The organism is Paenarthrobacter sp. TRD_SC_7 (assembly GCF_056156245.1).
Map to the genome: position 1 here is coordinate 1,590,587 of NZ_CM149587.1, position 20,868 is coordinate 1,611,454.

Sequence of the window (20,868 nt, forward strand, 5' to 3'; positions counted from 1 at the left end):
GAAATTCACATGTCGGGAACCAACGGGGCTTTGCGTGAATTCACACGTAGAAGTGCCCTCACAGCCCTCGGCGCCGGAATTGTGGGAGTCACCGCTGCATCGTGGCCGCGCCTGACAGGGGCCGACATTCCAGGCCGGGGAGACAACAGCCTCAGCATCGCCATCATGGGCACCGCCGCGGACGCCGCAGCCCGCCAGAAGGTCATCGACGCTTTCGCCAAGGTCCACCCCGAAATCAAGGTCAAGGTCCAGGCGATCCAAGCCGTGGACTGGAAGGACTTCTTCACCAAGATCCTCACCATGGTTGCCGCAGGCACCCCGCCGGACGTGGTGTATGTGGCAACGGAGGGCGCCCAGCTCTTCGCCGAGAAGCTGGCCCACCCGCTGGACGAATACCTCCGCCGCGACGCCGACCACATGAAGGAGTACTTCGCGGACGTCCACCCCAGCCTGGTGGAAGCGTTCATGTACAAAGGCAGCCTGTTCCAGCTCCCCATCGACTGGAACGCGGCCAACATGTACTACAACACCGCGTCACTCCGCTCGGCGGGCTTGGAACGGCCGTCCGACAACTGGACGCACACGGACTTCCGCAGCACCCTCGCTGCAATGAAGAAGGCCAAGCCCGCCGACTTCACCCCTTATTACTGGACCAACCGTCTCTTCGGCGGAGTGGTGCCGTGGCTGTACGCGAACGACACCAGCTTCCTCAAGGAAACCAAGTCCCCGGGCGGCGAATGGCTGTGGGACGGCTTCTACGCCAACGACCCCACACGCAGCCTCCGATCCGGCGGCTACCAGTGGCTTGAACCCAACGCCGACGATCCCCGGGTCTTCGAATCCTTCGACTACCTCCGCGGACTCGTGAAGGACGGACTGGGTGTCCGGCCTGAGGAAGGCGGCGGCAGCGCGCTGATCGGCCTCTTTGCCTCCAACAGGATAGGTACGACGCCGGCAGGCGGCTATTGGGTCCAAGGCCTCCACGAGGCGGGGATGACCGAGAGCGACTTCGACGTCCAGTTCTTCCCGAAATGGCGGACCCAGCGCCACCAGTTCGGCACGGCAGGCTACGCGATCATGAAGACCGCCAAAGATAAGGACGCCGCCTGGGAGTGGGTGAAGTTCAGCTCCAGCCGCGAAGCCATGCAGATCGTGTTCCCCACGCCGAACACCACACCCGCCCGCCGCTCCATGGTCAACGAGCAGCTCTACGCCGGAACCGGTCCGCGGAACTGGAAGGTCTTCTACGACACCCTGGACAAGTTCCCCACCACAGGTCCCATTCCAGCGCCACCCCAGCAGGCCGCCGTCGAAACCGCCCTCATGAAAAACGTAAGCCTGGCTGTCAGTGGAGACGAGCGTCAACTCAAGGACGCCCTCAGTTCCATGCAGCGCGACCTTGAACTGGCCCTGAGGAGGCAGCCATGAGCACGGCAACCAGTACACCTACGGGGACGGGGAGCGAGCCGGGCTATCGTCAGGCCGCCAAGAAGAACGGACAAGGCGCCAAGCGCAGACGCGTGCAGCAACGCTGGCTTCCCTGGGCCTTCCTGGCACCGACCATCGTGGGCATGGGTATCTTTACTTTGCTGCCGATCGTCGCCTCGATCGCGCTCGCATTCTTCCGATGGGACATTATCTCGGCGCCAACGTTCGTGGGCTTCGACAACTTCGCCGAGGTAGTCCAGGACCCCACCGTCCGGGTGTCGTTCGTTAACACCATCGTGTTTGTGGTGGTGGCCGTGGCCCTCCAGCTCGGACTGGCGCTTGGCTTGGCGATCATGGTGCAGGAGAAGCTCCCGGCCTGGCTTAGGGTGTTCTTCCGTTCGGCATTCTTCTTCCCGTTGATCCTGTCCGCGGCGTCGGTATCGATCTTCATGCGGTACCTGTTCAACGAACAATTCGGCGTCGTGAACTGGTTGCTGTCCATAGTTGGCATCCCCGCGGTTCCGTGGCTGACGACGCCAAGTGGGTCGGCCGCCGTCGTGATTCTTGTGTATGTATGGCAGAACTTCGGGTTCTCGTTCCTGCTGTTCATCGGCGGGCTGGCCTCCATTCCGGTGGAAACCTACGAGGCGGCGTCGATCGACGGCGCTACAGGCTGGCGCAAGCATTGGTTTGTCACGCTGCCCCTGCTGAGCCCCACCACGCTGGTGGCCTCGGTCATGGCGATCATCAACGCGCTGCAAGTGTTCGACCAGCCCTACGTGCTTACCCGCGGCGGGCCTGGCGACTCAACGCGCACAGCCGTGATGGTGATCTTCGAGTCCGCGTTCCAACGCCTCGAGTTCGGCCAGGCCTCTGCGATCGGCGTGATCCTGACGCTCATCATCATGGCCATCACGGCCGCGCAGTTCCGGCTCAGCAAACGATTCGTCTTCTACCAGTAAGGCCCGCCATGACTACCATTCAAGAACGTGTCACCACCACGGCGCCTGTAGTAACGCGGAAGAAGCGCGACTGGTCAGTGGCCGTCCGCGTCATCGTCTTGCTGATCGCGTCCGTCTTTGTCCTGGGGCCCGTGTTGTGGACGCTGTCCACCTCGCTGCGTCCGCCGTCGGAATCCTTCCAGCTGCCGCCCGCATTCCTGCCGCTGAACCCGGACCTGACTTCCTACGAGCAAGTGTTCAAGCAGCTCAACATCGTGGCGCTGGTGGTGAACAGTGCGCTGGTGACCGGGCTGATCGCTGTCGGGCAGATGGTGACCGCCGCCTTGGCTGGGTATGCGTTCGCGCACCTTCGCTTTCGGGGGCGGGGCGCCCTGTTCTCGATCGTGCTGGCCACCATGATGGTGCCCGCGCAAGTCACCATCGTCCCCGTGTTCATGCTGATCCGCGGCGTCGGGCTCTCGGACACGCTGCTCGCGCTGATCATTCCGGCCATCCCGACGGCGTTCGGCACCTTCCTGATGCGCCAGTACTTCATGGGGTTGCCGGGTGAGCTCGCTGAAGCTGCCGCGATCGACGGCGCCTCGCCGTGGAGGACGTTCCGTTCCGTATACGCGCCGCTGGCAATGCCGGGCCTGGCGATCGTGGGCATTCTGGCGTTCAACTTCCACTGGAACGAATTCTTCAGGCCGCTCATCATGACCATCTCCGAGCAGAACTTCACGTTGCCACTGGGCTTGGTGTCGCTTCAAGGCAACCTCGGTACCGGGAGTATCTCCGTTGTCCTGGCCGGCGTTGTCCTCTCCATGATTCCCGCGCTGGTGGTGTTCATGTTCGGCCAGCGCGCGCTGCAGGACGGGCTCACCGCCGGTACGGGCAAGTAACTTTTTTGAAAGGGGTTCCGTTGACGGACCTTGCACTTTTTGATTCTCTCGCCGCGGCGGCCACGCACCCGGATCCCGCATTCCCGCGCTTCCACCCGCGCCCGGCACAGGGATGGATCAACGATCCCAACGGCATCAGCTACATCAACGGCCGTTACCACGTGTTCTTCCAGTACAACCCTTTGTCCCCGCGACATTCGCAAATCAACTGGGGGCACCTGAGCTCTGGTGATTTAGTGCACTGGGAAGAACACCCCGTGGCCCTTTCGCCGCAGCCCGGTGGGCCCGATTCCGCCGGGTGCTGGACCGGCGTGGTGACCTCTGATGGTGGAGTGCCCACGGCGGCGTACTCGGGCGTGAAGGATCATGGCGGGCACTCGCAGGTTGTCATTGCCCGCGGTTCCTCTGACCTGGTGACATGGGAGCAGGACGGCCACGTTGCTGCGTCGATGCCCTCTGATCCTCTGGTGACCGCTGTGCGGGATCCCTTCATCTTCCGCTTCAACGGTGCTCGATATGCCATGCAGGGGGCGGGTCTCTCCGATGGACGCGCCGCCTTGCTGTTGTACACAGTGGAGGACATGAACTCCTGGCAATACCAAGGAGTTTGGCTGACCACTGCTGATCCCGTGGCCGCTGCTTATACTCCGGCCGAAATCTGGGAGTGCCCGCAGTTGGTGCAGGTATCTTCCGGTGAATGGGTCATGATGTTCTCTCTATGGCTCTCGGGCGATGACCACGAGCACGCCAACGGTGTAGGGCACCTGATCGGTTCCTTGTCCGAAGATCCAGTCTCCGGATTGCCTGTGTTTGTACCCGTTTCTGGTGGAAAGTCCGATCTCGGCCGGGACTTCTATGCCCCGCAGATCCTGCAGCTTACTTCCGGTTCCTCGCCTCGAGCCCTCCTGTGGGGGTGGGCCAACGAAGGTCCCGGACGCGATGGTCGCCGGGGCCGGACCCAGGACGAAATCGACGACGCCGGCTGGGCTGGCGTGTTGACGCATCCTCGCGTTTTGTCGGTGGTTGACGGGGCGCTGGCTGTTTCTCCTGCGCCGGAGGTTGAGGCGTACCGGGGTGCCTCTGTGGTTACGGGTGCTGCTGGTTCCGTTGTGGTTCCGGGGTTCGCAGAGGTGCTGGTTCGGGGTGCTTCTGGTTCCGTGGAGCTGGTGCTTGGTTCGGGAGCCGATGCTCAGGTGGTCTACTCATGTTCCTTGGCAGCGGGCGAAGAGTTGCGAATCTTCGTCGATGCATCCCTTGTTGAGGTGTACCGTTCGGGTTCCGTCGCCACCACCCTTCGGGCCTACCCGGCTCCGGGGGAGGAATGGCAGCTCACCTTGCCCGTCGGCGCGACTGCCGACGTATGGGAGTTGACGCTTCCGGCATAGGCGGCAGGCCGTCGTCGTGCGCGCGTTGTGGGGCCCGTTTTGCGTGCTTGGGGTGTGTTTTGGGGCGCAGAGTGGGCCTGGCAACGAGGGGTGTCGTGTGTTGTGGGGCCTGGTGTGCGTGCTTGGGGTGTGTTTTGGGGCGCAGAGTGGGCCTGGCAACGAGGGGTGTCGTGTGTTGTGGGGCCTGGTGTGCGTGTTTGGGGTGTGTTTTGGGGCGCAGAGTGGGCCTGGCAATGTGAGTGGGTGTGTTGTGGGGCCTGGTGTGCGTGTTTGGGGTGTGTTTTGGGGCGCTGAGTGGGCCTCGCAACGTTAGTGGGTGTGTTGTGGGGCCTGGTGTGCGTGTTTGGGGTGTGTTTTGGGGCGCTGAGTGGGCCTCGCAACGTGGGGTGCCGTGTGTTGTGGGGCCTGGTGTGCGTGCTTGGGGTGTGTTTTGGGGCGCAGAGTGGGCCTCGCAACGTTAGTGGGTGTGTTGTGGGGCCTGGTGTGCGTGTTTGGGGTGTGTTTTGGGGCGCAGAGTGGGCCTCGCAACGTGAGTGGGGTGTGTTGTGGGGCCTGGTGTGCGTGTTTGGGGGGTGTTTTGGGGCGCAGAGTGGGCCTCGCAACGTGCGTCAGCGGGTGGGTGCGGGGCCCGTGGACTCGCGAGCGACCAGGCGGCAGGGGACCATCGTCTCAAAGGTGGTTCCTTTTCCTGCTGTTTCCGTACCTTCGATCGCGTCCAGCAACGCGGTCATGGCGGCTCGGCCAATCTCCCGCAGCGGCAACGCCATGGTGGTTAGAGCCGGGACCATGGTGTCGGCGATCCGGGTTTCGTCGTCGTAGCCCATGATGGACAGGTCCTCGGGAACGCTCAGTCCCAGGCGCGCGGCAGCGAGGGCGACGCCGACGGCCAGGCGGTCGTTCGCGCACATGATGGCGGTGGGTCGATCAGTCGGGGACACGCCGTCGAGCAGTTTCATGGTGCCCCGGTAGCCGGCGTCGATGTCCCAGCCGGCCATGAAGATCCGGTCATTACGGACCGGGACGTTGGCCGCTGAGTGCGCGTTCCTGTAACCCTGAACGCGCAAAGGGGCTGCGGGCGAATCCTCTGACCCGGCGAGCAGCGCGATGTCCCGGTGGCCAAGGGCCAAGAGGTGCTCCGTGGCCTCCCTGCCACCAGTGAGTTCGTCCGGTATGACGTGATGCAACTGAGGCTGGGGGTGGTTGTCATAGCAGTTGGCCAGGACCGACGGGACACGCAGCATTCCGTGCGGAACATCGATAGGTTTCAAGCCCACGGTCACGTACATGAGCCCGTCAACCTGCCGGTCCAGGAGGGTCTCAATCGCGCTCGCGTCCCTCGCAGCATCTCGCTCGGTATCCATGACAACGGTGACGAATCCGCGGCTGCGGGCCACGTCATCTGCGCCGCCGATGATGTTGCCATCAAAAGGGCTGACCACTACTTCGTCGGAAAGAATGCCGATCACCCGCGACCGCTGGTTCCGCAGGCTCAAGGCGATGGCGTTGGGCGAGTAATTGAGTTCCTCGGCCGCCTGCCGGATCCTGTCCTGGCTCTCCTTGGCCACGTTCCCATCGCCGCGCCCGTTCAGAACCAGCGAGACCGCGCTCCTGGAGACACCCGCCCTTTTGGCGACGTCCAGTGCGGTGGCCTTGCGGTTCATGGGAGAGTCCTTCCGTGCTTTGTTGTCAGCAGTCTACCTAACGCGTGTGAGGTTTAGTCCCGAAGCCTCAGGTGGTGATTGAGTAGCCAAACTGGGAGTACATCGACTGCATGAAGTTGGACATCCAGATGCCGGTAATAACCATGCTGATAACAAACACGGCAATGGTGGCCCATATCGGCCATAGCCCTCGCTTAGGCGCTACCTTGTTCACAATCACAGAGCGGCCGATCACGTACACGAGCGCGCTGAGGAACGCCCAGGCCCAGTGGAAGGGACGTACGACGCCGGACTTCAGCAGTCGCTGGCGGTCCAGGTAAGCGAAGAAAACCGAGAGACCATAGAAAAGGAAACTGGTACCCATCAAGAGGAAATAGCCGGGGGTGTATATGGACAAAGGGTCAATGGTGCTAACGCCCTGCCGAGTGGTGATCATCCTGAACTCGGGCTGCCAGGTTAACAGGAGCAGGATTGAGATCAGCGGCATCAAGGTGATGGCCCAGATGAACAAGTTGTACACCGGAGTTTGCGGGCTGAGCTTAGGACGTGGCGCCTGGAAAGGCGGTTGAAACTGGGCGGACTGTTGGAACTGAGCGGGCGCCTGGTGCGCCGTCCACGCGCGTCCATCCCACCACCGGACGTTCCGCGGATCCGAAGGGTCCGGGTACCAGCCGGGAGGCGTCGTCGAACCTGGCATTGATTGAGTCATAATTCCCCCGCATTGAGTCGTGATTCTGAGAATATCGCGATTGCGGTCTCTCGCTTGCCAGGAGACCCTCCCCGGACGCCTCGTGGCGGTGGAGGGTGATACGACGCTGGTAGCTCAGTGGCATGCGCTGGACATTCCGGAGAGCTCGCTCGTCCTGCCCGGGCGGCAGCTCCGCGAGGCGCTGGAGAGCGTGCAGAAATACTGGACTGAGTAGCTTTTCCACATAGCCGAATTGGCTTGCTGGTGGGGTGGGAGGCCGCCGGTACAGTGGCAATATGCCTGCACTTCCCTCCCTCGAAGAACTCCTCGATTCCGCCCACGTGGTCTCGCTGCCCATGCGCGTGAAGTTCCGCGGCATCATGGAGCGCGAAACACTCCTCTTGCGAGGACCGCTCGGCTGGGGGGAGTTCTGTCCCTTCCCCGAATACGACGACGACGAATCCTCCCGCTGGCTGGCCGCCGCCTTGGAAGCGGGTTGGCTAGGTTTCCCCGCGCCACTGCGGGACAGTATCCCGGTCAACGCGACCGTTCCTGCCGTCCCGGCAGAGCGCGTCCCTGAGGTGCTGGCGCGCTTCGGCAGGGTGGACGCTGTCAAGATCAAAGTTGCCGAGCGGGGCCAGGAACTGGCGGACGACGTCGCCCGGGTGAATGCAGTACGCGAGGCCCTTCCTGACGCCGCCATCCGGGTGGACGCCAACGGGGGATGGGACACGGAGCAGGCCGTGGAAGCCCTGGGCAAACTTTCCGCTGCTGGGCTTGAGTATGCGGAGCAACCCGTCCCCACCATTGAGGGCTTGGCCGAAGTCCGTCGTCGGCTAAGTGCTGTAGGTACGCCAGTCCTCATCGCCGCGGACGAGAGTGTACGCAAAGAAGAAGATCCCTTGCGTGTCGCCCGGGCTGGTGCCGCCGACCTCATCGTGGTCAAGGTCGCGCCACTTGGGGGCGTCGCGCGGGCATTGGACATCGTGGACCAAGCCGGGCTACCCGCCGTCGTAAGTTCTGCATTGGACACCTCGGTGGGCATCCGTGCAGGGCTGGCGCTCGCGGCCGCCCTGCCGTCCCTTCCCTATGCCTGTGGTCTTGGCACCGTCTCGCTGTTCGCTTCGGACATCACGATGGACCCGCTGGTGGCCGACGACGGCGCCATTCAGTTGCGCGAAACGGTCGCCGATCCCGGGCTGCTTGAGCAGTACGCGGCATCGGGGGAGCGTCGGGAATGGTGGCTGGACCGACTCCGCCGGGTGCACTCGGTACTGTTGCGAAACCAGCACGGTTTGTTCACCGGCTCTTAACCAGAGAGACCTCTCAGATTCGGTTTCCGCTGAAAGGCTCAGCGGGAACCTCGTACATCCTCTGGAAGGTCCTCCCATGTCTGAAACCACCGGACGCACGTTTCCGCTGCTCCCCATGCTCGGCCACACCAAAGGCAAGCGAAGCGCCGTTACCTGTGCTTTGAAGTGCGACAACGCCTGCTCGGGCGATGTATGCAACACCAGCGCAAACGGCTACTTCCGCGACATTGCTTCAACGGCCATGTCCCGCCGTGCCGCCCTGGGGCTCGGTGCCGCCGGAGCGCTCGCCATCGTACTCGGTGGTGCCGTGACTGGTGGTGACACCGCCGTGGCGGACTCGGGCAACGGACTCTCCGATGCCGCGAAGAAGGGCTTCGACAAGTCCAAGCTCAAGTTCACCGCCATCAAGCCCGTAGACGCAGCAGTGGATGCCTTCACTGTTCCGGAGGGATTCGATTGGAAGCCCATCATCCGTTGGGGAGACCCCCTCTTCGCTGACTCGCCGGCCTTCGACCTGAACGCGCAGACCGCTGCCGCGCAGGCCCGCCAGTTCGGCTACAACAACGACTACACGGACATCCTCCCCATCCCCGGGTCCAAGGATCGCCGTGCGGTGCTGTTCAGCAACCACGAGTACACCAACGAGAACATCATGCTCCCACTGGGCTTCGACGCCGCTGAAGCACGCGCGATCGGCCGCGCCGGGCATGGCCTTGCCGTGGTGGAACTTGAGCGCAAGAACAAGAACAAGCCGTGGAGCTACGTTCAGGGCGCACCCCTCAACCGCCGCTTCCTCACGGACACCGTCTACGAGCTGACTGGTCCTGCCGCCGGGACCAACCTGGTCAAGACCATTGATGACCCCGCTGGCCGCTGGATCAAGGGCACGCTGGGCAACTGTGCCGGCGGAACCACCCCCTGGGGCACCATCCTCTCCGGCGAGGAGAACTTCAACGGCTACTTCGCTGCGCCGGGCACCAGCGATGGCGACAAGCGCTACGGAATTTCCGCGAAGCCGACAACCCGTCAGTGGGAACTCGACGAGCCGCGCTTCGACACCCGCAACTCCGGCTACGCCAACGAGACCAACCGCTTCGGCTGGATTGTGGAAGTTGATCCGTTCGACCCCACCTCCACCCCCAAGAAGCACTCCGCCATGGGCCGCTTCAAGCACGAGGGCGCCAACGTCATCGTCGCTCCTGACGGGCGGGTTGTCGCTTACATGGGCGATGACGAGCGCTTCGACTACCTCTACAAGTTCGTCTCCAAGGGCAAGTACCAGGCCGGGGACTCCAAAGAAGCCCGCAAGAACAACATGAACCTGCTTTCCGAGGGCGACCTCTACGTGGCTCGGTTCACGGGAGACTCTCCCGCGGATATCGACGGCACGGGCAAGCTCCCGGCAGATGGTGCCTTTGATGGCACTGGTGAATGGCTGCCGCTGGTGGTCAACGGAACCTCGGCTGTCCCTGGCATGACCGTGCCCGAGGTCCTTGTCTACACCCGTCTGGCCGCAGACAAGGTTGGCCCCACCAAGATGGACCGCTGCGAAGACGTGGAACCGAACCCGCGTACCGGCAAGGTTTACGTTGCCTGCACCAATAACACGGATCGCGGCAAGCCGGGCAAGGAAGGCGCCACGGAGGTCAACCCGCGCACGCTCAACCGTGACGGTCACGTCGTGGAAATCACCGAAGGACGCGAGCAGACGGGAACCAAGTTCAACTGGAACCTCCTGCTGGTGGCCGGAGACCCGGCTAAGAACACCTCCACGTACTTCGCAGGATTCCCGGTGGACAAGGTTTCACCGATCTCCTGCCCGGACAACGTGGCCTTCGACTCCGTGGGCAACCTCTGGATCTCCACCGACGGCGCTCCCGGAACCATTGGCTACGCGGACGGTCTCTTCAAGGTCACCCTTGAAGGTCCTGAGCGCGGCAAGGTGGAGCAGTTCCTCGCCGTTCCCCGCGATGCCGAGACCTGTGGTCCGATCATCCACGACGAAGAGCGCACCGTGTTCGTCGCCGTCCAGCACCCAGGTGAAGACGGCTCATTCGCCGCCCAGAACTCCTACTTCCCGGACTACGTTCCGGCTGGAGCTACCCCCGCCGCGGGTGCGGCGAGGGCTCCGCGCCCCTCGGTGGTGCAGGTCTTCCGCAAGTAACCCTCTCTCACATCCCGCGTGCTTGCGGGGAACGCTCTCTTACCTCCCGCCGCTCGCCGGTGCGGAGGTGAGAGAGCGTTCGTCGTGGGGCTGGTTGAGCCCTTGCTAGGTTGCGGAGGAACCTTCGGTTTCGGTCGAAGGGTTATGGACGGGCAGGGAAAGGCCGTAGCCGAAGGGAAAGAGTGGATCCACGGTGTCCCCGGCTACGTCCGATCGGGACGCTCGAACGGCATCCATGGACCTTGGAATCTCAAAAGGAAGTTTTCCTTCGGGCAGGATTCGACCGAACAATGCGTCGAGGAGTGCAGTGTCCGAGACACCGAACGTGCCTACCAAAGCTGAAGTGATGGTAGCCAACGGTGTTAGGACAGCTGGCCGGTCCAGACGTATGTCAATGATCAAGGGAACACGTTCGGCCAGTGACTTGAGACGCGAAACCAGCCCTGGTGGGAAGTCCAAACTGCCGGCGTGAAAGTGTTTCTCGAGGAATAGATCATCGCGATGTTCCCAGGGGGCGTGCAGTCGGATGACGGCAATGTCCGCACCGTCCGGGTCTTTTGCAGGGGATCCGAAGCCAGCGAGACTGACCGGATCCATACCTTCCACGTAGATGGAGGGAGAACCTGCCAGCGGAAGGCAGGTCCCGCCGTCGTCGGTGCTGTTTGCCAGCACCGTGACGGATCGCGCCTGTGCTCTGTGACCCTCACGCCGGAACTCTGCCTTCCCAACAATTTCGGCTGCCGCATCCTCGTCCACAAAGGGATTGTCGAACAGGCCCAGCTGGAATTTGACCAGCAGAAGGCGGCGAACGGATTCGTCGATTCGTTCCTCGCTGACCGAGCCATCCCGAACCAAGCCGATGAGCAATTCCGTGCATTCTTCGCCACCGAATTGGTCAACACCGGCGTTGAGGATTTTCAGCATCCGCTCCGGCGCAGTGAGATGTTCGACGCCCCAAGCCCGTGCCGGCAGCACCTGCTCTCCCACGAGGTTGTCGTTGACCAGTTCCCAATCGCTGAGCACCACCCCGTCGAAGCCGAGCTTGTCCCTGAGCAGGCCGGTGATGATTTGCTTGTTATAGCCGAAGCCAACCTCTTCCAAGGGCTCGCCGTCCAGTTCAACGTCCACCGGCATACCGTAGTACGGCATGATGGCGCTGGTCTTCTCCGCTATGGCCGTCCGAAACGGAGCAAGATGTTCGTCGAACCTGCCACCGGGGTAGACCTGTTCCCGACCGTAAGGGAAGTGGGCGTCTTCGCCGTCGCGCTGCGGACCACCGCCGGGGAAGTGCTTGGTGGTGCAAGCGACGCTCCCGGGTCCAAGATTCTCACCTTGGAATCCTTGCAGGTACTCCACAACATACGCGGCGCTTAACTTTGAGTCTTGACCGAAGGTCCCAGCCTGCCGGCACCACCGCGGTTCGGTGGCCAAGTCCACCGTGGGGTGGAGGGCCGCCCTGATGCCGACGGCGGTGTATTCCTGCCGGGCGATCTCGGCAAACCTGCGGATAAGGTCCGAGCTCCCGATGGCCGCGAGCCCAATCGGTTCGGGCCATTGCGAGAAGTGGGCCGCCGTGAAGGAGACACCGGAGTTCTCGATGAACGCGTGCCTTGGGTCGGTGGAGACGGTCACGGGGATACCGTGCGGCGTCTGCTGGGCGAGTATCTGAAGGGAATTGCTCCAACGGGCCGCCTCCCGGGCTGTACCAAGACCATGGATATTGAAATGGTTCATGAACTTGCCAAGAATCACGGTGCTTGTGGGTGACTTGCTGATGCTGCCGGGTCTCTCCAGAAGGGAGCCATCCGGGCCTGTTTCGATGACCGTGTGGAACATCAATCCGGCCTTCTCCTCGAGGCTAAGCCGCGACGTAAGGTCGGCTGCACGTTCCTCCGGCGTAAGGGAAGGGTCTTCGAAGGGATCCATGATCCCGTTGCCGTTGAGGTCCCGGTACTGGGTGCCGTTGTCCGAGAGGGAGAATGCCGGAGCGGAACTGGTGTGGGTTTGTGAAGTCATGGGTACTTTCGTCAGAGTGTTCGATTGCGCAGGGGCCGGCCAGGAATCCCGGTGGCTTGGCTACTTGATCCCGGTGGCCGCGACGCCTTGGATGAAGTAGCGCTGCAGGGCAATGAACAGCAGAAGGATTGGCGTGATCACCAAGACCGATCCGGCCAGGAGCAGTCCGTAATCAGTGGCGTTTTGGCCGGTGGAATACAGGGATAGCGCCACAGGCAGCGTGTACATGTCCTCGCTTTGGGCCACCACAAGCGGCCAAAGGAAGTTGTTCCACGACCCGAGGAAGGTCAGGATGCCCAAGGTTGCCAGCGGGGGTCCGCATAAGGGCAAAACGATCCGCAGGAAGGTGCGCAGCTCACCTGCACCATCAATCCTGGCGGCCTCGATCAGGGAATCGGGGATGCCCATGATGAATTGGCGCATGAGGAACACGCCCATCGGGGCTGCGAGGAAGGGCAGGATCAGGGCCGGGTAGGTGCTGACCAACCCCAGTTTGCTGACCATCACGAACAGGGGCACAAAGGTCACCACCCCGGGGACCATCAGCATGATCATGACCAGGAGGAACAGGAATCGCTTGCCGGGGAAGTCCATCTTGGCCAGTGCATATCCCACCATCGAGCAGAACAGCAGGTTGCCAAGAACGGTAAACACGGCAACCACAACGCTGTTGAGAAAGAACGTGCCGATATGAAGTTCGTTGAACCAGACCAGGAAGTTTTCCAAGGTGGGTTGCTCCGGCCACCAGGTGATGGGACGCCGGAGGAGCTCCCCTTGGGTTTTGAAAGCGCCGAGGAACATCCACACGAACGGCAGGAGAGTGGCTGCAACAGCAACTATCAGGACGGCGTATGTCAAAAGGCGCACGGCAGGTGTTCGCCGCTTGGGCTTCCGCGTAATTTCTTGGATGGACATAGAAGCCTCAGTCCTTGGATCGCAGGGCTCGGAATTGGACCAGGCTCAGGAGCGCAATGGCCACGAAAAGCACATAACTGGCAGCCGAAGCGAGTCCGTACTTGCCGAAGCCGAACTGGTTGAACGTGAAATAGCTGACCGACAACGTGGAGTCCAGCGGCCCGCCCTTGGTCATTACAAAGGGCTCTTCAAAGAACTGCAGGAAGCCCACGGAAAGCAGGACAGTCCCCAAGAGCAGAGTGGGCCGGAGCATCGGCAACGTGATCCGCATGAAGCGCTGCCAGGCATTGGCGCCGTCCACGGCAGCAGCTTCAAGGATGTCGGCCGGAACGTTTTGGAGGCCGGCCAGGAAGATGATCATCAGGGTTCCCAGGTTCCGCCATACTGCCAACATGATCAGGGCAGGCATGGACCATGCGGTGCTGTTCAGCCAGTCAGGACCGGCAATGCCCACCCACCCGAGAATGACGTTCAGCAGGCCGTCGGGCTGCAGGATGAACCGCCAGACGACGGCGACGGCCACGATGCTGGTGACCACCGGTGTGTAGAAGCCAACGCGGAATGCGGTGCGGAAACGGGTAATGCCGTTGTTGAGAGCCACAGCCAACGCCAGGGCAAGAACGATCGTCAAGGGTATGCCCGCCACCACGAAATACGCCGTGTTGACGACGGAATGCAGGAACTGGGGGTTCTTGAAGAGGGCGGCGTATTGGTCGAGACCGACGAATCCCACGGCAAGTGGGTTGTCGATATCGCGGCTGGCGAAGTCCGTGAATGACATCAGGAACGACGAAACCAAGGGTCCCAGCATGAAGACCGAGAAGACAAGGACGAACGGCAACGCGAAGAGCCAGGCCACCAGGCCGTTCCGGCGGCGGCGTGCGCGTCCTCCCCGGAGGGGAGGCCTGCCAGCTACGTTGGTCCTGGCAGGCCTGACGCTTGTGGTGGTTGCCACAGTTACTTCCCGGTCCCGATCGAATCAGCGGTCTGCTGGAGGGATTTCAGCGCCTCCTCGGGATCCTTGCCCGCCTTGACGATCTGCTCGATCTCGCTGTCAGCGGCTGCGGCTACCTGGGTCCAACTCGTCACGGAAGGTGGGTTGTTGGTGGATTTCAGCTGCTCCCCGAAGACCGAAAGCTTGCTGTCGCCTGAAAGGGAGGGGTCTTTCCAGGCGCTCTCTTGGGAGGGGAGGTCACCCGTTGCCTTGTACCACTTGAGCTGAACCTCGGGCTTGGACAGCCACTGCAGGAGCTTCCAGGATGCGTCCCGGTTTTCGGATTTCTTGAACACCACCATGTTGGAGCCGCCTACGAAGGACGTGGAGCTCTTGGCCTTAGGCATAGTGGCAACTTTGTACTTGTCGGCGAAGCCCTCCCCGCCCGCCTTGTTCAGGAGTCCCACGTGCCATGGCCCGCTGATCATCATCGGCGCGGAGCCGTCCACGAACGAAGCCTCGGCCGTGGTTCCGGTGGAGGCTGCTTTGGACGCGATCCCTTCAGTAAAGAAACCCGAGTAGAACTTCAGGGCCTCAGCGGCCTCTGGGGTATCAAGGGTCCATTTGGTGCCGTCGTCGTTCATGAGCTTGGCACCGTTGGACCACTGGAACGGCAGCGTGTCCTGGTACGAGCCAGCAACGCCGGTTGGCAGTTGGATTCCGAACTTCGCTCCGGCCTTTTCCTGGAGCCCCTTGGCCAGGGCCTTGAAATCGTCCCAGGTTTCCGGGGCTTTGGTGATACCCGCCTTCTCCGCCAGATCACTGCGGTAGTAGACAACACGGGTGTCGACGTACCACGGTATGCCGTAGTTGGTGCCCTGGACTTCCGTTGACTTCACTGAGCTCGGGAAGAATGTGCTGGTGTCGATCTCCTTGGGAGTGGAATCGAAGGAGTCACTGAAATCACCCATCCATGTGGTACCCATCTGGGCAACGTCAGGGGTTGTCCCGCCCGCGATGGCGGTCTGGTACTTGCTGAGGGCCGCGTCCCAGGGAATGGCTGTGACATTGACCTTGACGCCGGGGTTCTCGGCCTCAAACTCCTTCAAAAGGGCAGGCAACGCCTCTCCTTCGCTCCCTTGGGCCCAGAGCGTGATGGTGCCGGTTGCCGGTCCTGAGGCGATGGGTGCAGCGGATGCCTCGCCGGCTGGAGCTGCGGTGTCCCTGCCGCAGGCGGTAAGCAGCAGGGCTGCGGCAAGGCCTACCGCAGCTGCCTTGGTGGCGTTCGGATGGATCATCATTGTTCCTTTCGTGATTCCCGCCCTTCTTCGCCGACTCCGGCAAAGCGCGGATGGACAGGGGCGGGAATGCGCCCCTCAGCACGCTATCTAAGCGCTTTGATTTGCCAATGAACTCAATCTAAGCGCATTGATTGTGACTTTGGCAACAGCCCATCGAAAGTGGGTGGACAAAGAAAGGCCCGGCAGATCACGCCTGCCGGGCTTTAGGGAAAGCGGAGACCGGGCTTAGTCCGGGCGGCAACCACAACTTTCCCGCACCACAAGACGAACCGGAAGCCGTACGGCGGCGGGAGGCTTTTCAGGGTCGTCGAGCCGGCCAAGCAGAAGTTGGACCATGATGCGGCCCATCTGCTCCATGGGTTGGCGCACCGTGCTCAGGGACGGCCGGACCACGCGGCCCGCCGCAATACCGTCGAATCCTGTGACGGCGACATCCTTGGGGACGCTGATTCCAGCTGCGGCCAGGGAATCCAGGACCATGAGGGCATCCTGATCTGTGGCGCAAACAATGGCGTCGGGCAAATCACCGTCGTTGCAGAGGGTACGGATGACTTCCGCGATGCCCTCGTCACTGCCGCATGGATAGCTAGGCTCGCGAGCGGGTGATAGCCCGGCGTCATGCAGCGTGCCAAGGAATGCCTCGAGGCGTTGCTCGTTGTCAGAAGAGGGCATGCCGCCTAGGAACATCAGCCGGGTCATTCCGTGCTCGGCAAGGAGGTGTTCGGTCATCGCTCGGATGCCGGAAGCGTTGTCTACCGTGACGTGGTCCAGGTCCCGGTTAAGCTCACTCTCTGAGACTTCTACTACGGGAATTCGGCGGGCTATACGCGCTAGGGCTTCGCTGGGTACCGAGCGGGGAAACACTGCCAGCCCATCCACGCGACCTGCAATATCGGACAACACGGCCTCGTTGTTTTCCGGATTGCCGCCTCCCACGAAGAGCGCCTGGCCGCGCCGCCAGCATTCCAGCTCGACGCCCCGCTGAACCTCGTCCACGTACAAGGGGAATAGGCGAAGGTCATCGTTGCCGAGACCTTCGATCGAAGCGGGATCGGAAACAGAAATGCCTTCTTCCCTCCGTCCATGGGCGGGGTCCAGCAGGTAGTCGTAGGCAAACAGGCCAAGAGCGCCAGTCCTGCCCCGGGCGAGGCCCCGGGCGCTTGCGCTGGGAACGTAACCCAGTGCTTCGGCTGCCGCCAGCACGGCCTCGCGAGTGGAAGCCTTGACTTTGTCCGGCTGCCGAAAGGTAAACGAAACCGTGGCGATCGAAACGCCAGCCCGTTCCGCGACGTGGTAGACGGTGGGACCCTTTGCCATGTGACTCTCCTTCGACATCGAGTCTATGCGCTTAGCTCGATTCCGTGAGCGAGCTTTCGTCGTCGGTGGGCGCCAATAGACTGGAACGGTGACTTCCCAGGACTCTCTGACATCCATCGCCGCCGCCCGGATCGCCGTTACGGCACTTCTCGACGGCGGTGTGCGGCACGTGGTGGTGTCGCCGGGTTCACGCTCAGCGCCCATGGCCTACGCCCTGGCAGAGGCGGAAGCTACAGGTCGCATTCGGCTTCATATCCGCATCGACGAACGTGATGCCGGCTTCACAGCACTGGGCCTGGCACTTTCCACCGAAGCCCCCGCCGCCGTCGTGACGACGTCAGGCACGGCAGTGGGCAACCTCCTACCTGCCGTGATGGAAGCCAACCATTCAGCTGTTCCTGTAGTCATCATCTCCGCGGACCGGCCTGAAGAACTCCACGGGACCGGGGCGAACCAAACCACCATCCAACTGGACCTCTTCGGCGAGCACGTGCGATTCGCCGTCGACGTCCCTGCCGGTGACCACCCACAGAAGGCTGTTGCCACCGCGCTCTACGCAGCCACCGGGGCCCTCGAAGATACCCCTCCTGGCCCGGTCCAGGTGAACCTCGCCTTCCGCGATCCACTGGTACCGGCGACTGGCGATGCTCTCCCGGCCGCCGCGGGACACGGCGTGTTCCATTACGACGCCGGCCCCCAAGCGCTGGACCTTCCGCCAGCATCCAGTGAACTCCCTGAGCGACGCACCGTGGTCCTCGCAGGCCACGACGCCGGCCCCGTGGCCGAGGCCTTTGCCCGCGCCCATGGCCTGCCCCTGCTGGCGGAACCTTCATCGAACGCACGCTTCGGGCCGAACGCAGTAGGGCCTTACCGGGTACTGCTGGCACACTTCGGTCCTGATTCGCCTACTCCCATAGAGCGCGTTGTTCTGTTTGGCCGAGCAACACTGTCCCGCCCGGTAGCCGCACTGTTGGCACGCGACACCGTTGAGACCGCGATTTACCAGCCCGTTCCGGTTGCCTGGTATGAGGCAGGCCGGCGGCGCGAAACCCCTATCGAAACCCTGCCTGAGCTCGCCGATTTTGCCGGCCGTGGCTCCGCCGAATGGCTCGATTCCTGGCTCCTCGCGGGTGCTGCCGCCCAGCACGGCCTGGATGGCGTGCTCTCAGGGGAGAGTTTCGCCAACGGTCCGTCCGTTGGGGCCGCCGTCTGGGAACACTCCCGCGGGCAATTGGTGCTTGGTTCCTCCAACGGAATCCGCGACGTCGACCTCGCCGGACAACCTCACACTGAACCCATCGCCACGGTGTACGCCAATCGCGGCCTCGCCGGTATCGACGGCACCATTGCCACGGCCACCGGAATAGCCTTGGGCAGCGGACGCGAAACCACGGTCCTGCTGGGCGACGTCACTTTCCTCCATGACGCCGGGGGGCTGCTCCTCGGCTACGGCGAACCTATCCCAGACCTCCGCATTGTGGTGCTCAACGATGCCGGCGGAGCCATCTTCAATCTCCTCGAGCACGGTGCCGTCGAAGACTCAGGCGCCTACGGCACCGCCGTCGAACGCCTCTTTGGTACCCCGCACTCAGTGGACATCGCGTCACTCGCGGCGGCGTACGGCGTCGGACATCAAGCGGTAAGCACGACGGCGGAACTTGCCGACGCGCTGAAGTCGCCGCTGAAGGGACGCACCATTGTGGAAGTGCGCGTGGACCGTGCCGGCCTGCGGGCGCTCCATGCACGGATCAAGGACGCGATCTCGTCCGCAGTGGGCCAAGTCCTAACGGCCGGCTGATCCTGTCCCGTCCTACCCCGCACCTGCGACACCCAAATTCGTGCGCGCCAGCCTTTCCAATCCGGGCCACGCAAACGGGCTGGCGACTCCCGCATCCGAGTATCTTCAGCGGATTTGCGTGTCGGCAGGCGAGAAGTGTGTCGTGAACCGGACTGCGCGGCGGCCGAACCTGGGTGTCGTTGGCCCGCCTGCGCGTCAGCGGTGACCGAGAATTTCCACATACGGCATAGGGCTCCTATTCAACGGCCGTGCACAGCCCAAGACTGGTTCCATGCGGAGGCTACCCAATTGATTCTCGCCAAGGACTTATCACTCATCGGCGGAGATTCCCGGAAGTTGTCAGAAGCAGCCAAGGCCGGGAAGCTCGTGAGGATCCGGCATGGAGTGTACGCGGACGCACAAAAGTGGGCGGCCTTGGAGAGATGGGACAGGTATGCCCTCAAGGTCGAAGCTGCTGCGGAGACATTCACGTCGGCCACTGTGTTCTCGCATCACTCGGCGGCATCGATCCACGGGATTCCGACCATTCTCGGACGTCAGCCTATCCATGCGCTCACTTCGTACGCTGGCGGCGGAAGATCCCGGGCAGGTGTTCGACGGCACTATGTCAGCGATGGTCACCAGGAAGCCCAGGAAACGAACGGCTTCCTGGTGACCAGTCGGGTCAGGACGGCGCTGGACATCGCGGCCTCCGTGCCATTTGCCGAGGCTGTTGTTCCCATGGACTTCCTTCTATCCCTTGGTCGTCATCGCAAACCAGTAACGAGGGATGAGCTGTTGAATGCGATTGATGCCCGGTATTCGAAGGCCGCCGCCAAGCGCGTGGCAGCGGTTGTTCAGTTCGCTGTCAAAAATTCGGGTTCGCCGGGGGAGTCCTACTGCAGGGGTCTCATGCATCTCGCCGGTTTCGCTGCTCCCGAGTTGCAGTATGAAGTTCGAACAAAAGTAGGGGTCGTCTACACGGACTACTACTGGAAGGACGTCAGGGTGGTGGGAGAATTCGATGGCCGCGAAAAGTATATGAAGCCGGAGTACCTGAAGGGACGTACGCCTTCCCAAGTTGTGATCGAGGAGAAGAATCGCGAAGACGCCATACGTGCCACAGGCAGAAGTGTGTTCCGGTTGGTGTGGAGCGATCTGACCGTGGGCAAACTGGTACGTGAGCTTGAGGCAGCGGGGGTTCCGCGCCGGCGTCGTGCTTCTCTAGGCCACCCAAATTCGTAGGTGACACGGAAGTGGGAGGGTGACACCCAAATATAGGTGTCACCCTCCCCTTTCAGTGGCGCGAACAAATATGCGTGGCGTCAGTCTTCCTCGACGCCAATGTGCGTTGGGTCGAGGACGCGGCGCAGGAATTCCTTGGTGCGCGGCTGGGTGGGGGCGCTGATGACGTTCTCCGCCGGTCCTTCTTCCACCACAACGCCGGCGTCCATGAAGACCACGCGGTCGGCCACTTCCCGGGCGAAGCCCATTTCGTGAGTGACCACCAGCATGGTCATGCCTTCCTGGGCCAGCTTGCGCATGACAGCCAGGACGTCGCCCACGGTTTCGGGGTCGAGCGCGGACGTGGGCTCATCGAAGAGCATGAGCTGCGGGTCCATGGACAGCGCACGCGCAATAGCGACGCGTTGCTGCTGGCCACCGGAGAGCTGATCCGGGAATCGGTCTGCCAGGTGTCCAAGGCCAACACGTTCGAGGTTGCGGCGCGCTACGTCGCCGGCCTCCGACTTGGACCGCTTGAGGACCTTCATCTGGGAGATGGTGCAGTTGTCCAGGACGCTGAGGTGCGGGAAGAGGTTGAAGTGCTGGAACACCATCCCAACGCTCTGGCGCATCCGGTTGAGGTCTACGTCGGGGTCGGTGGCCTCGAACTCGCCCACGTTGATGGTGCCCGCGTTCGGCTGCTCGAGCAGATTGACGCAGCGAAGGAGGGTGGACTTGCCCGAACCCGAAGGCCCGATCAGGCAAACCACCTGGCCCGGTTCCACCGTCAGCGAGATGCCCTTGAGGACTTCGTTGCTGCCGTAGGACTTGCGCAGGTCCTTGATGTTTACGCCAGCGGCGCGAACGGTTGCCGTGCTCCCATTGGAGTTATTCATGACTGT

Annotated in this window: 17 protein-coding genes and 1 pseudogene; 9 read left to right on the top strand and 9 right to left on the bottom strand. The window is 62.4% G+C overall.

The window, feature by feature from the left end:
- Positions 1-9: 9 nt before the first annotated feature.
- From AC0J5Z_RS07750 to AC0J5Z_RS07765, 4 genes are read left to right on the top strand one after another with little or no spacing between them, the layout of a single operon-like run.
- Entirely contained in the window at positions 10-1,428 is a 1,419-nt protein-coding gene (locus AC0J5Z_RS07750; protein WP_475038558.1) for an extracellular solute-binding protein, read from the top strand.
- Positions 1,425-2,390 carry a carbohydrate ABC transporter permease gene (locus AC0J5Z_RS07755; RefSeq protein ID WP_475038559.1) on the top strand — a complete coding sequence of 322 codons (966 nt, stop codon included), beginning with the start codon at positions 1,425-1,427 and terminating at the stop codon, positions 2,388-2,390. Before AC0J5Z_RS07750 ends, AC0J5Z_RS07755 begins: the two co-directional genes overlap by 4 nt.
- 8 nt (positions 2,391-2,398) lie before the next feature.
- Positions 2,399-3,271: a carbohydrate ABC transporter permease gene (locus AC0J5Z_RS07760; protein WP_475038560.1), complete on the top strand. Its 873-nt coding sequence runs from the start codon at positions 2,399-2,401 to the stop codon at positions 3,269-3,271.
- A gap of 20 nt (positions 3,272-3,291) precedes the next feature.
- A complete protein-coding gene (locus tag AC0J5Z_RS07765) occupies positions 3,292-4,656 on the top strand; it encodes a glycoside hydrolase family 32 protein (protein ID WP_475038561.1) in 1,365 nt (454 codons plus the stop codon).
- Between the two features lie 608 nt (positions 4,657-5,264).
- On the opposite strand, the gene AC0J5Z_RS07770 is transcribed toward AC0J5Z_RS07765, so the two are convergent.
- The 3 genes and pseudogenes from AC0J5Z_RS07770 to AC0J5Z_RS07780 all read right to left on the bottom strand — a co-directional run.
- Positions 5,265-6,317, bottom strand: a complete 1,053-nt coding sequence (locus AC0J5Z_RS07770) for a LacI family DNA-binding transcriptional regulator (protein WP_475038562.1) — start codon at positions 6,315-6,317, stop codon at positions 5,265-5,267.
- A 67-nt stretch (positions 6,318-6,384) separates the two neighbouring features.
- Positions 6,385-6,837, bottom strand: a complete 453-nt coding sequence (locus AC0J5Z_RS07775; protein WP_475039864.1) for a DUF2510 domain-containing protein — start codon at positions 6,835-6,837, stop codon at positions 6,385-6,387.
- A 69-nt stretch (positions 6,838-6,906) separates the two neighbouring features.
- Positions 6,907-7,026 (bottom strand): annotated as a pseudogene (locus tag AC0J5Z_RS07780) (DUF2510 domain-containing protein); the annotation flags it as partial.
- Between the two features lie 40 nt (positions 7,027-7,066).
- On the opposite strand from AC0J5Z_RS07780, the gene AC0J5Z_RS07785 reads away from it, so the two are divergent.
- The 3 genes from AC0J5Z_RS07785 (at position 7,067) to AC0J5Z_RS07795 (ending at position 10,482) form a co-directional block, all read left to right on the top strand.
- Complete coding sequence (locus AC0J5Z_RS07785) at positions 7,067-7,240, top strand: hypothetical protein (RefSeq protein ID WP_475038563.1); 174 nt, start codon at positions 7,067-7,069, stop codon at positions 7,238-7,240.
- 61 nt (positions 7,241-7,301) lie between these two features.
- On the top strand, positions 7,302-8,318 hold the full coding sequence (locus tag AC0J5Z_RS07790; RefSeq protein ID WP_475038564.1) for an o-succinylbenzoate synthase: 1,017 nt from the start codon (positions 7,302-7,304) through the stop codon (positions 8,316-8,318).
- Between the two features lie 76 nt (positions 8,319-8,394).
- Positions 8,395-10,482 carry a PhoX family protein gene (locus tag AC0J5Z_RS07795; RefSeq protein WP_475038565.1) on the top strand — a complete coding sequence of 696 codons (2,088 nt, stop codon included), beginning with the start codon at positions 8,395-8,397 and terminating at the stop codon, positions 10,480-10,482.
- A 105-nt stretch (positions 10,483-10,587) separates the two neighbouring features.
- Here the strand turns inward: AC0J5Z_RS07795 and AC0J5Z_RS07800 are convergent, their stop codons facing one another.
- From AC0J5Z_RS07800 to AC0J5Z_RS07820, 5 genes are all read right to left on the bottom strand, one after another.
- A complete protein-coding gene (locus AC0J5Z_RS07800; protein WP_475038566.1) occupies positions 10,588-12,498 on the bottom strand; it encodes a glycoside hydrolase family 3 protein in 1,911 nt (636 codons plus the stop codon).
- 60 nt (positions 12,499-12,558) lie between these two features.
- On the bottom strand, positions 12,559-13,413 hold the full coding sequence (locus AC0J5Z_RS07805; RefSeq protein WP_475038567.1) for a carbohydrate ABC transporter permease: 855 nt from the start codon (positions 13,411-13,413) through the stop codon (positions 12,559-12,561).
- A 7-nt stretch (positions 13,414-13,420) separates the two neighbouring features.
- Positions 13,421-14,368 (bottom strand): carbohydrate ABC transporter permease, encoded by a 948-nt coding sequence (locus AC0J5Z_RS07810; protein WP_475038568.1) that lies wholly within the window; start codon positions 14,366-14,368, stop codon positions 13,421-13,423.
- 2 nt (positions 14,369-14,370) lie between these two features.
- Complete coding sequence (locus tag AC0J5Z_RS07815; RefSeq protein WP_475039622.1) at positions 14,371-15,645, bottom strand: sugar ABC transporter substrate-binding protein; 1,275 nt, start codon at positions 15,643-15,645, stop codon at positions 14,371-14,373.
- 228 nt (positions 15,646-15,873) lie between these two features.
- The gene (locus AC0J5Z_RS07820) at positions 15,874-16,965 is read right to left on the bottom strand and encodes a LacI family DNA-binding transcriptional regulator (protein ID WP_475038569.1); all 1,092 of its coding nucleotides are present in this window, start codon (positions 16,963-16,965) and stop codon (positions 15,874-15,876) included.
- Between the two features lie 88 nt (positions 16,966-17,053).
- Here AC0J5Z_RS07820 and menD point away from each other — a divergent pair, with 88 nt between their 5' ends.
- The gene (gene menD, locus AC0J5Z_RS07825) at positions 17,054-18,763 is read left to right on the top strand and encodes a 2-succinyl-5-enolpyruvyl-6-hydroxy-3-cyclohexene-1-carboxylic-acid synthase (RefSeq protein WP_475038570.1); all 1,710 of its coding nucleotides are present in this window, start codon (positions 17,054-17,056) and stop codon (positions 18,761-18,763) included.
- 288 nt (positions 18,764-19,051) lie between these two features.
- Entirely contained in the window at positions 19,052-19,987 is a 936-nt protein-coding gene (locus AC0J5Z_RS07830; RefSeq protein ID WP_475038571.1) for a hypothetical protein, read from the top strand.
- 80 nt (positions 19,988-20,067) lie between these two features.
- On the opposite strand, the gene AC0J5Z_RS07835 is transcribed toward AC0J5Z_RS07830, so the two are convergent.
- Positions 20,068-20,862, bottom strand: a complete 795-nt coding sequence (locus tag AC0J5Z_RS07835; protein WP_475038572.1) for an amino acid ABC transporter ATP-binding protein — start codon at positions 20,860-20,862, stop codon at positions 20,068-20,070.
- Between the last annotated feature and the right edge of the window lie 6 nt (positions 20,863-20,868).

Coding starts and splice junctions, on each gene's coding strand:
- AC0J5Z_RS07790 (WP_475038564.1), top strand. CDS start 7,302: ATGCCTGCACTTCCCTCCCTCGAAGAACTCCTCGATTCCGCCCACGTG.
- AC0J5Z_RS07815 (WP_475039622.1), bottom strand. CDS start 15,645: ATGATCCATCCGAACGCCACCAAGGCAGCTGCGGTAGGCCTTGCCGCA.
- AC0J5Z_RS07770 (WP_475038562.1), bottom strand. CDS start 6,317: ATGAACCGCAAGGCCACCGCACTGGACGTCGCCAAAAGGGCGGGTGTC.
- AC0J5Z_RS07805 (WP_475038567.1), bottom strand. CDS start 13,413: ATGTCCATCCAAGAAATTACGCGGAAGCCCAAGCGGCGAACACCTGCC.
- AC0J5Z_RS07835 (WP_475038572.1), bottom strand. CDS start 20,862: ATGAATAACTCCAATGGGAGCACGGCAACCGTTCGCGCCGCTGGCGTA.
- AC0J5Z_RS07760 (WP_475038560.1), top strand. CDS start 2,399: ATGACTACCATTCAAGAACGTGTCACCACCACGGCGCCTGTAGTAACG.
- AC0J5Z_RS07750 (WP_475038558.1), top strand. CDS start 10: ATGTCGGGAACCAACGGGGCTTTGCGTGAATTCACACGTAGAAGTGCC.
- AC0J5Z_RS07795 (WP_475038565.1), top strand. CDS start 8,395: ATGTCTGAAACCACCGGACGCACGTTTCCGCTGCTCCCCATGCTCGGC.
- AC0J5Z_RS07820 (WP_475038569.1), bottom strand. CDS start 16,965: ATGGCAAAGGGTCCCACCGTCTACCACGTCGCGGAACGGGCTGGCGTT.
- AC0J5Z_RS07755 (WP_475038559.1), top strand. CDS start 1,425: ATGAGCACGGCAACCAGTACACCTACGGGGACGGGGAGCGAGCCGGGC.
- AC0J5Z_RS07800 (WP_475038566.1), bottom strand. CDS start 12,498: ATGACTTCACAAACCCACACCAGTTCCGCTCCGGCATTCTCCCTCTCG.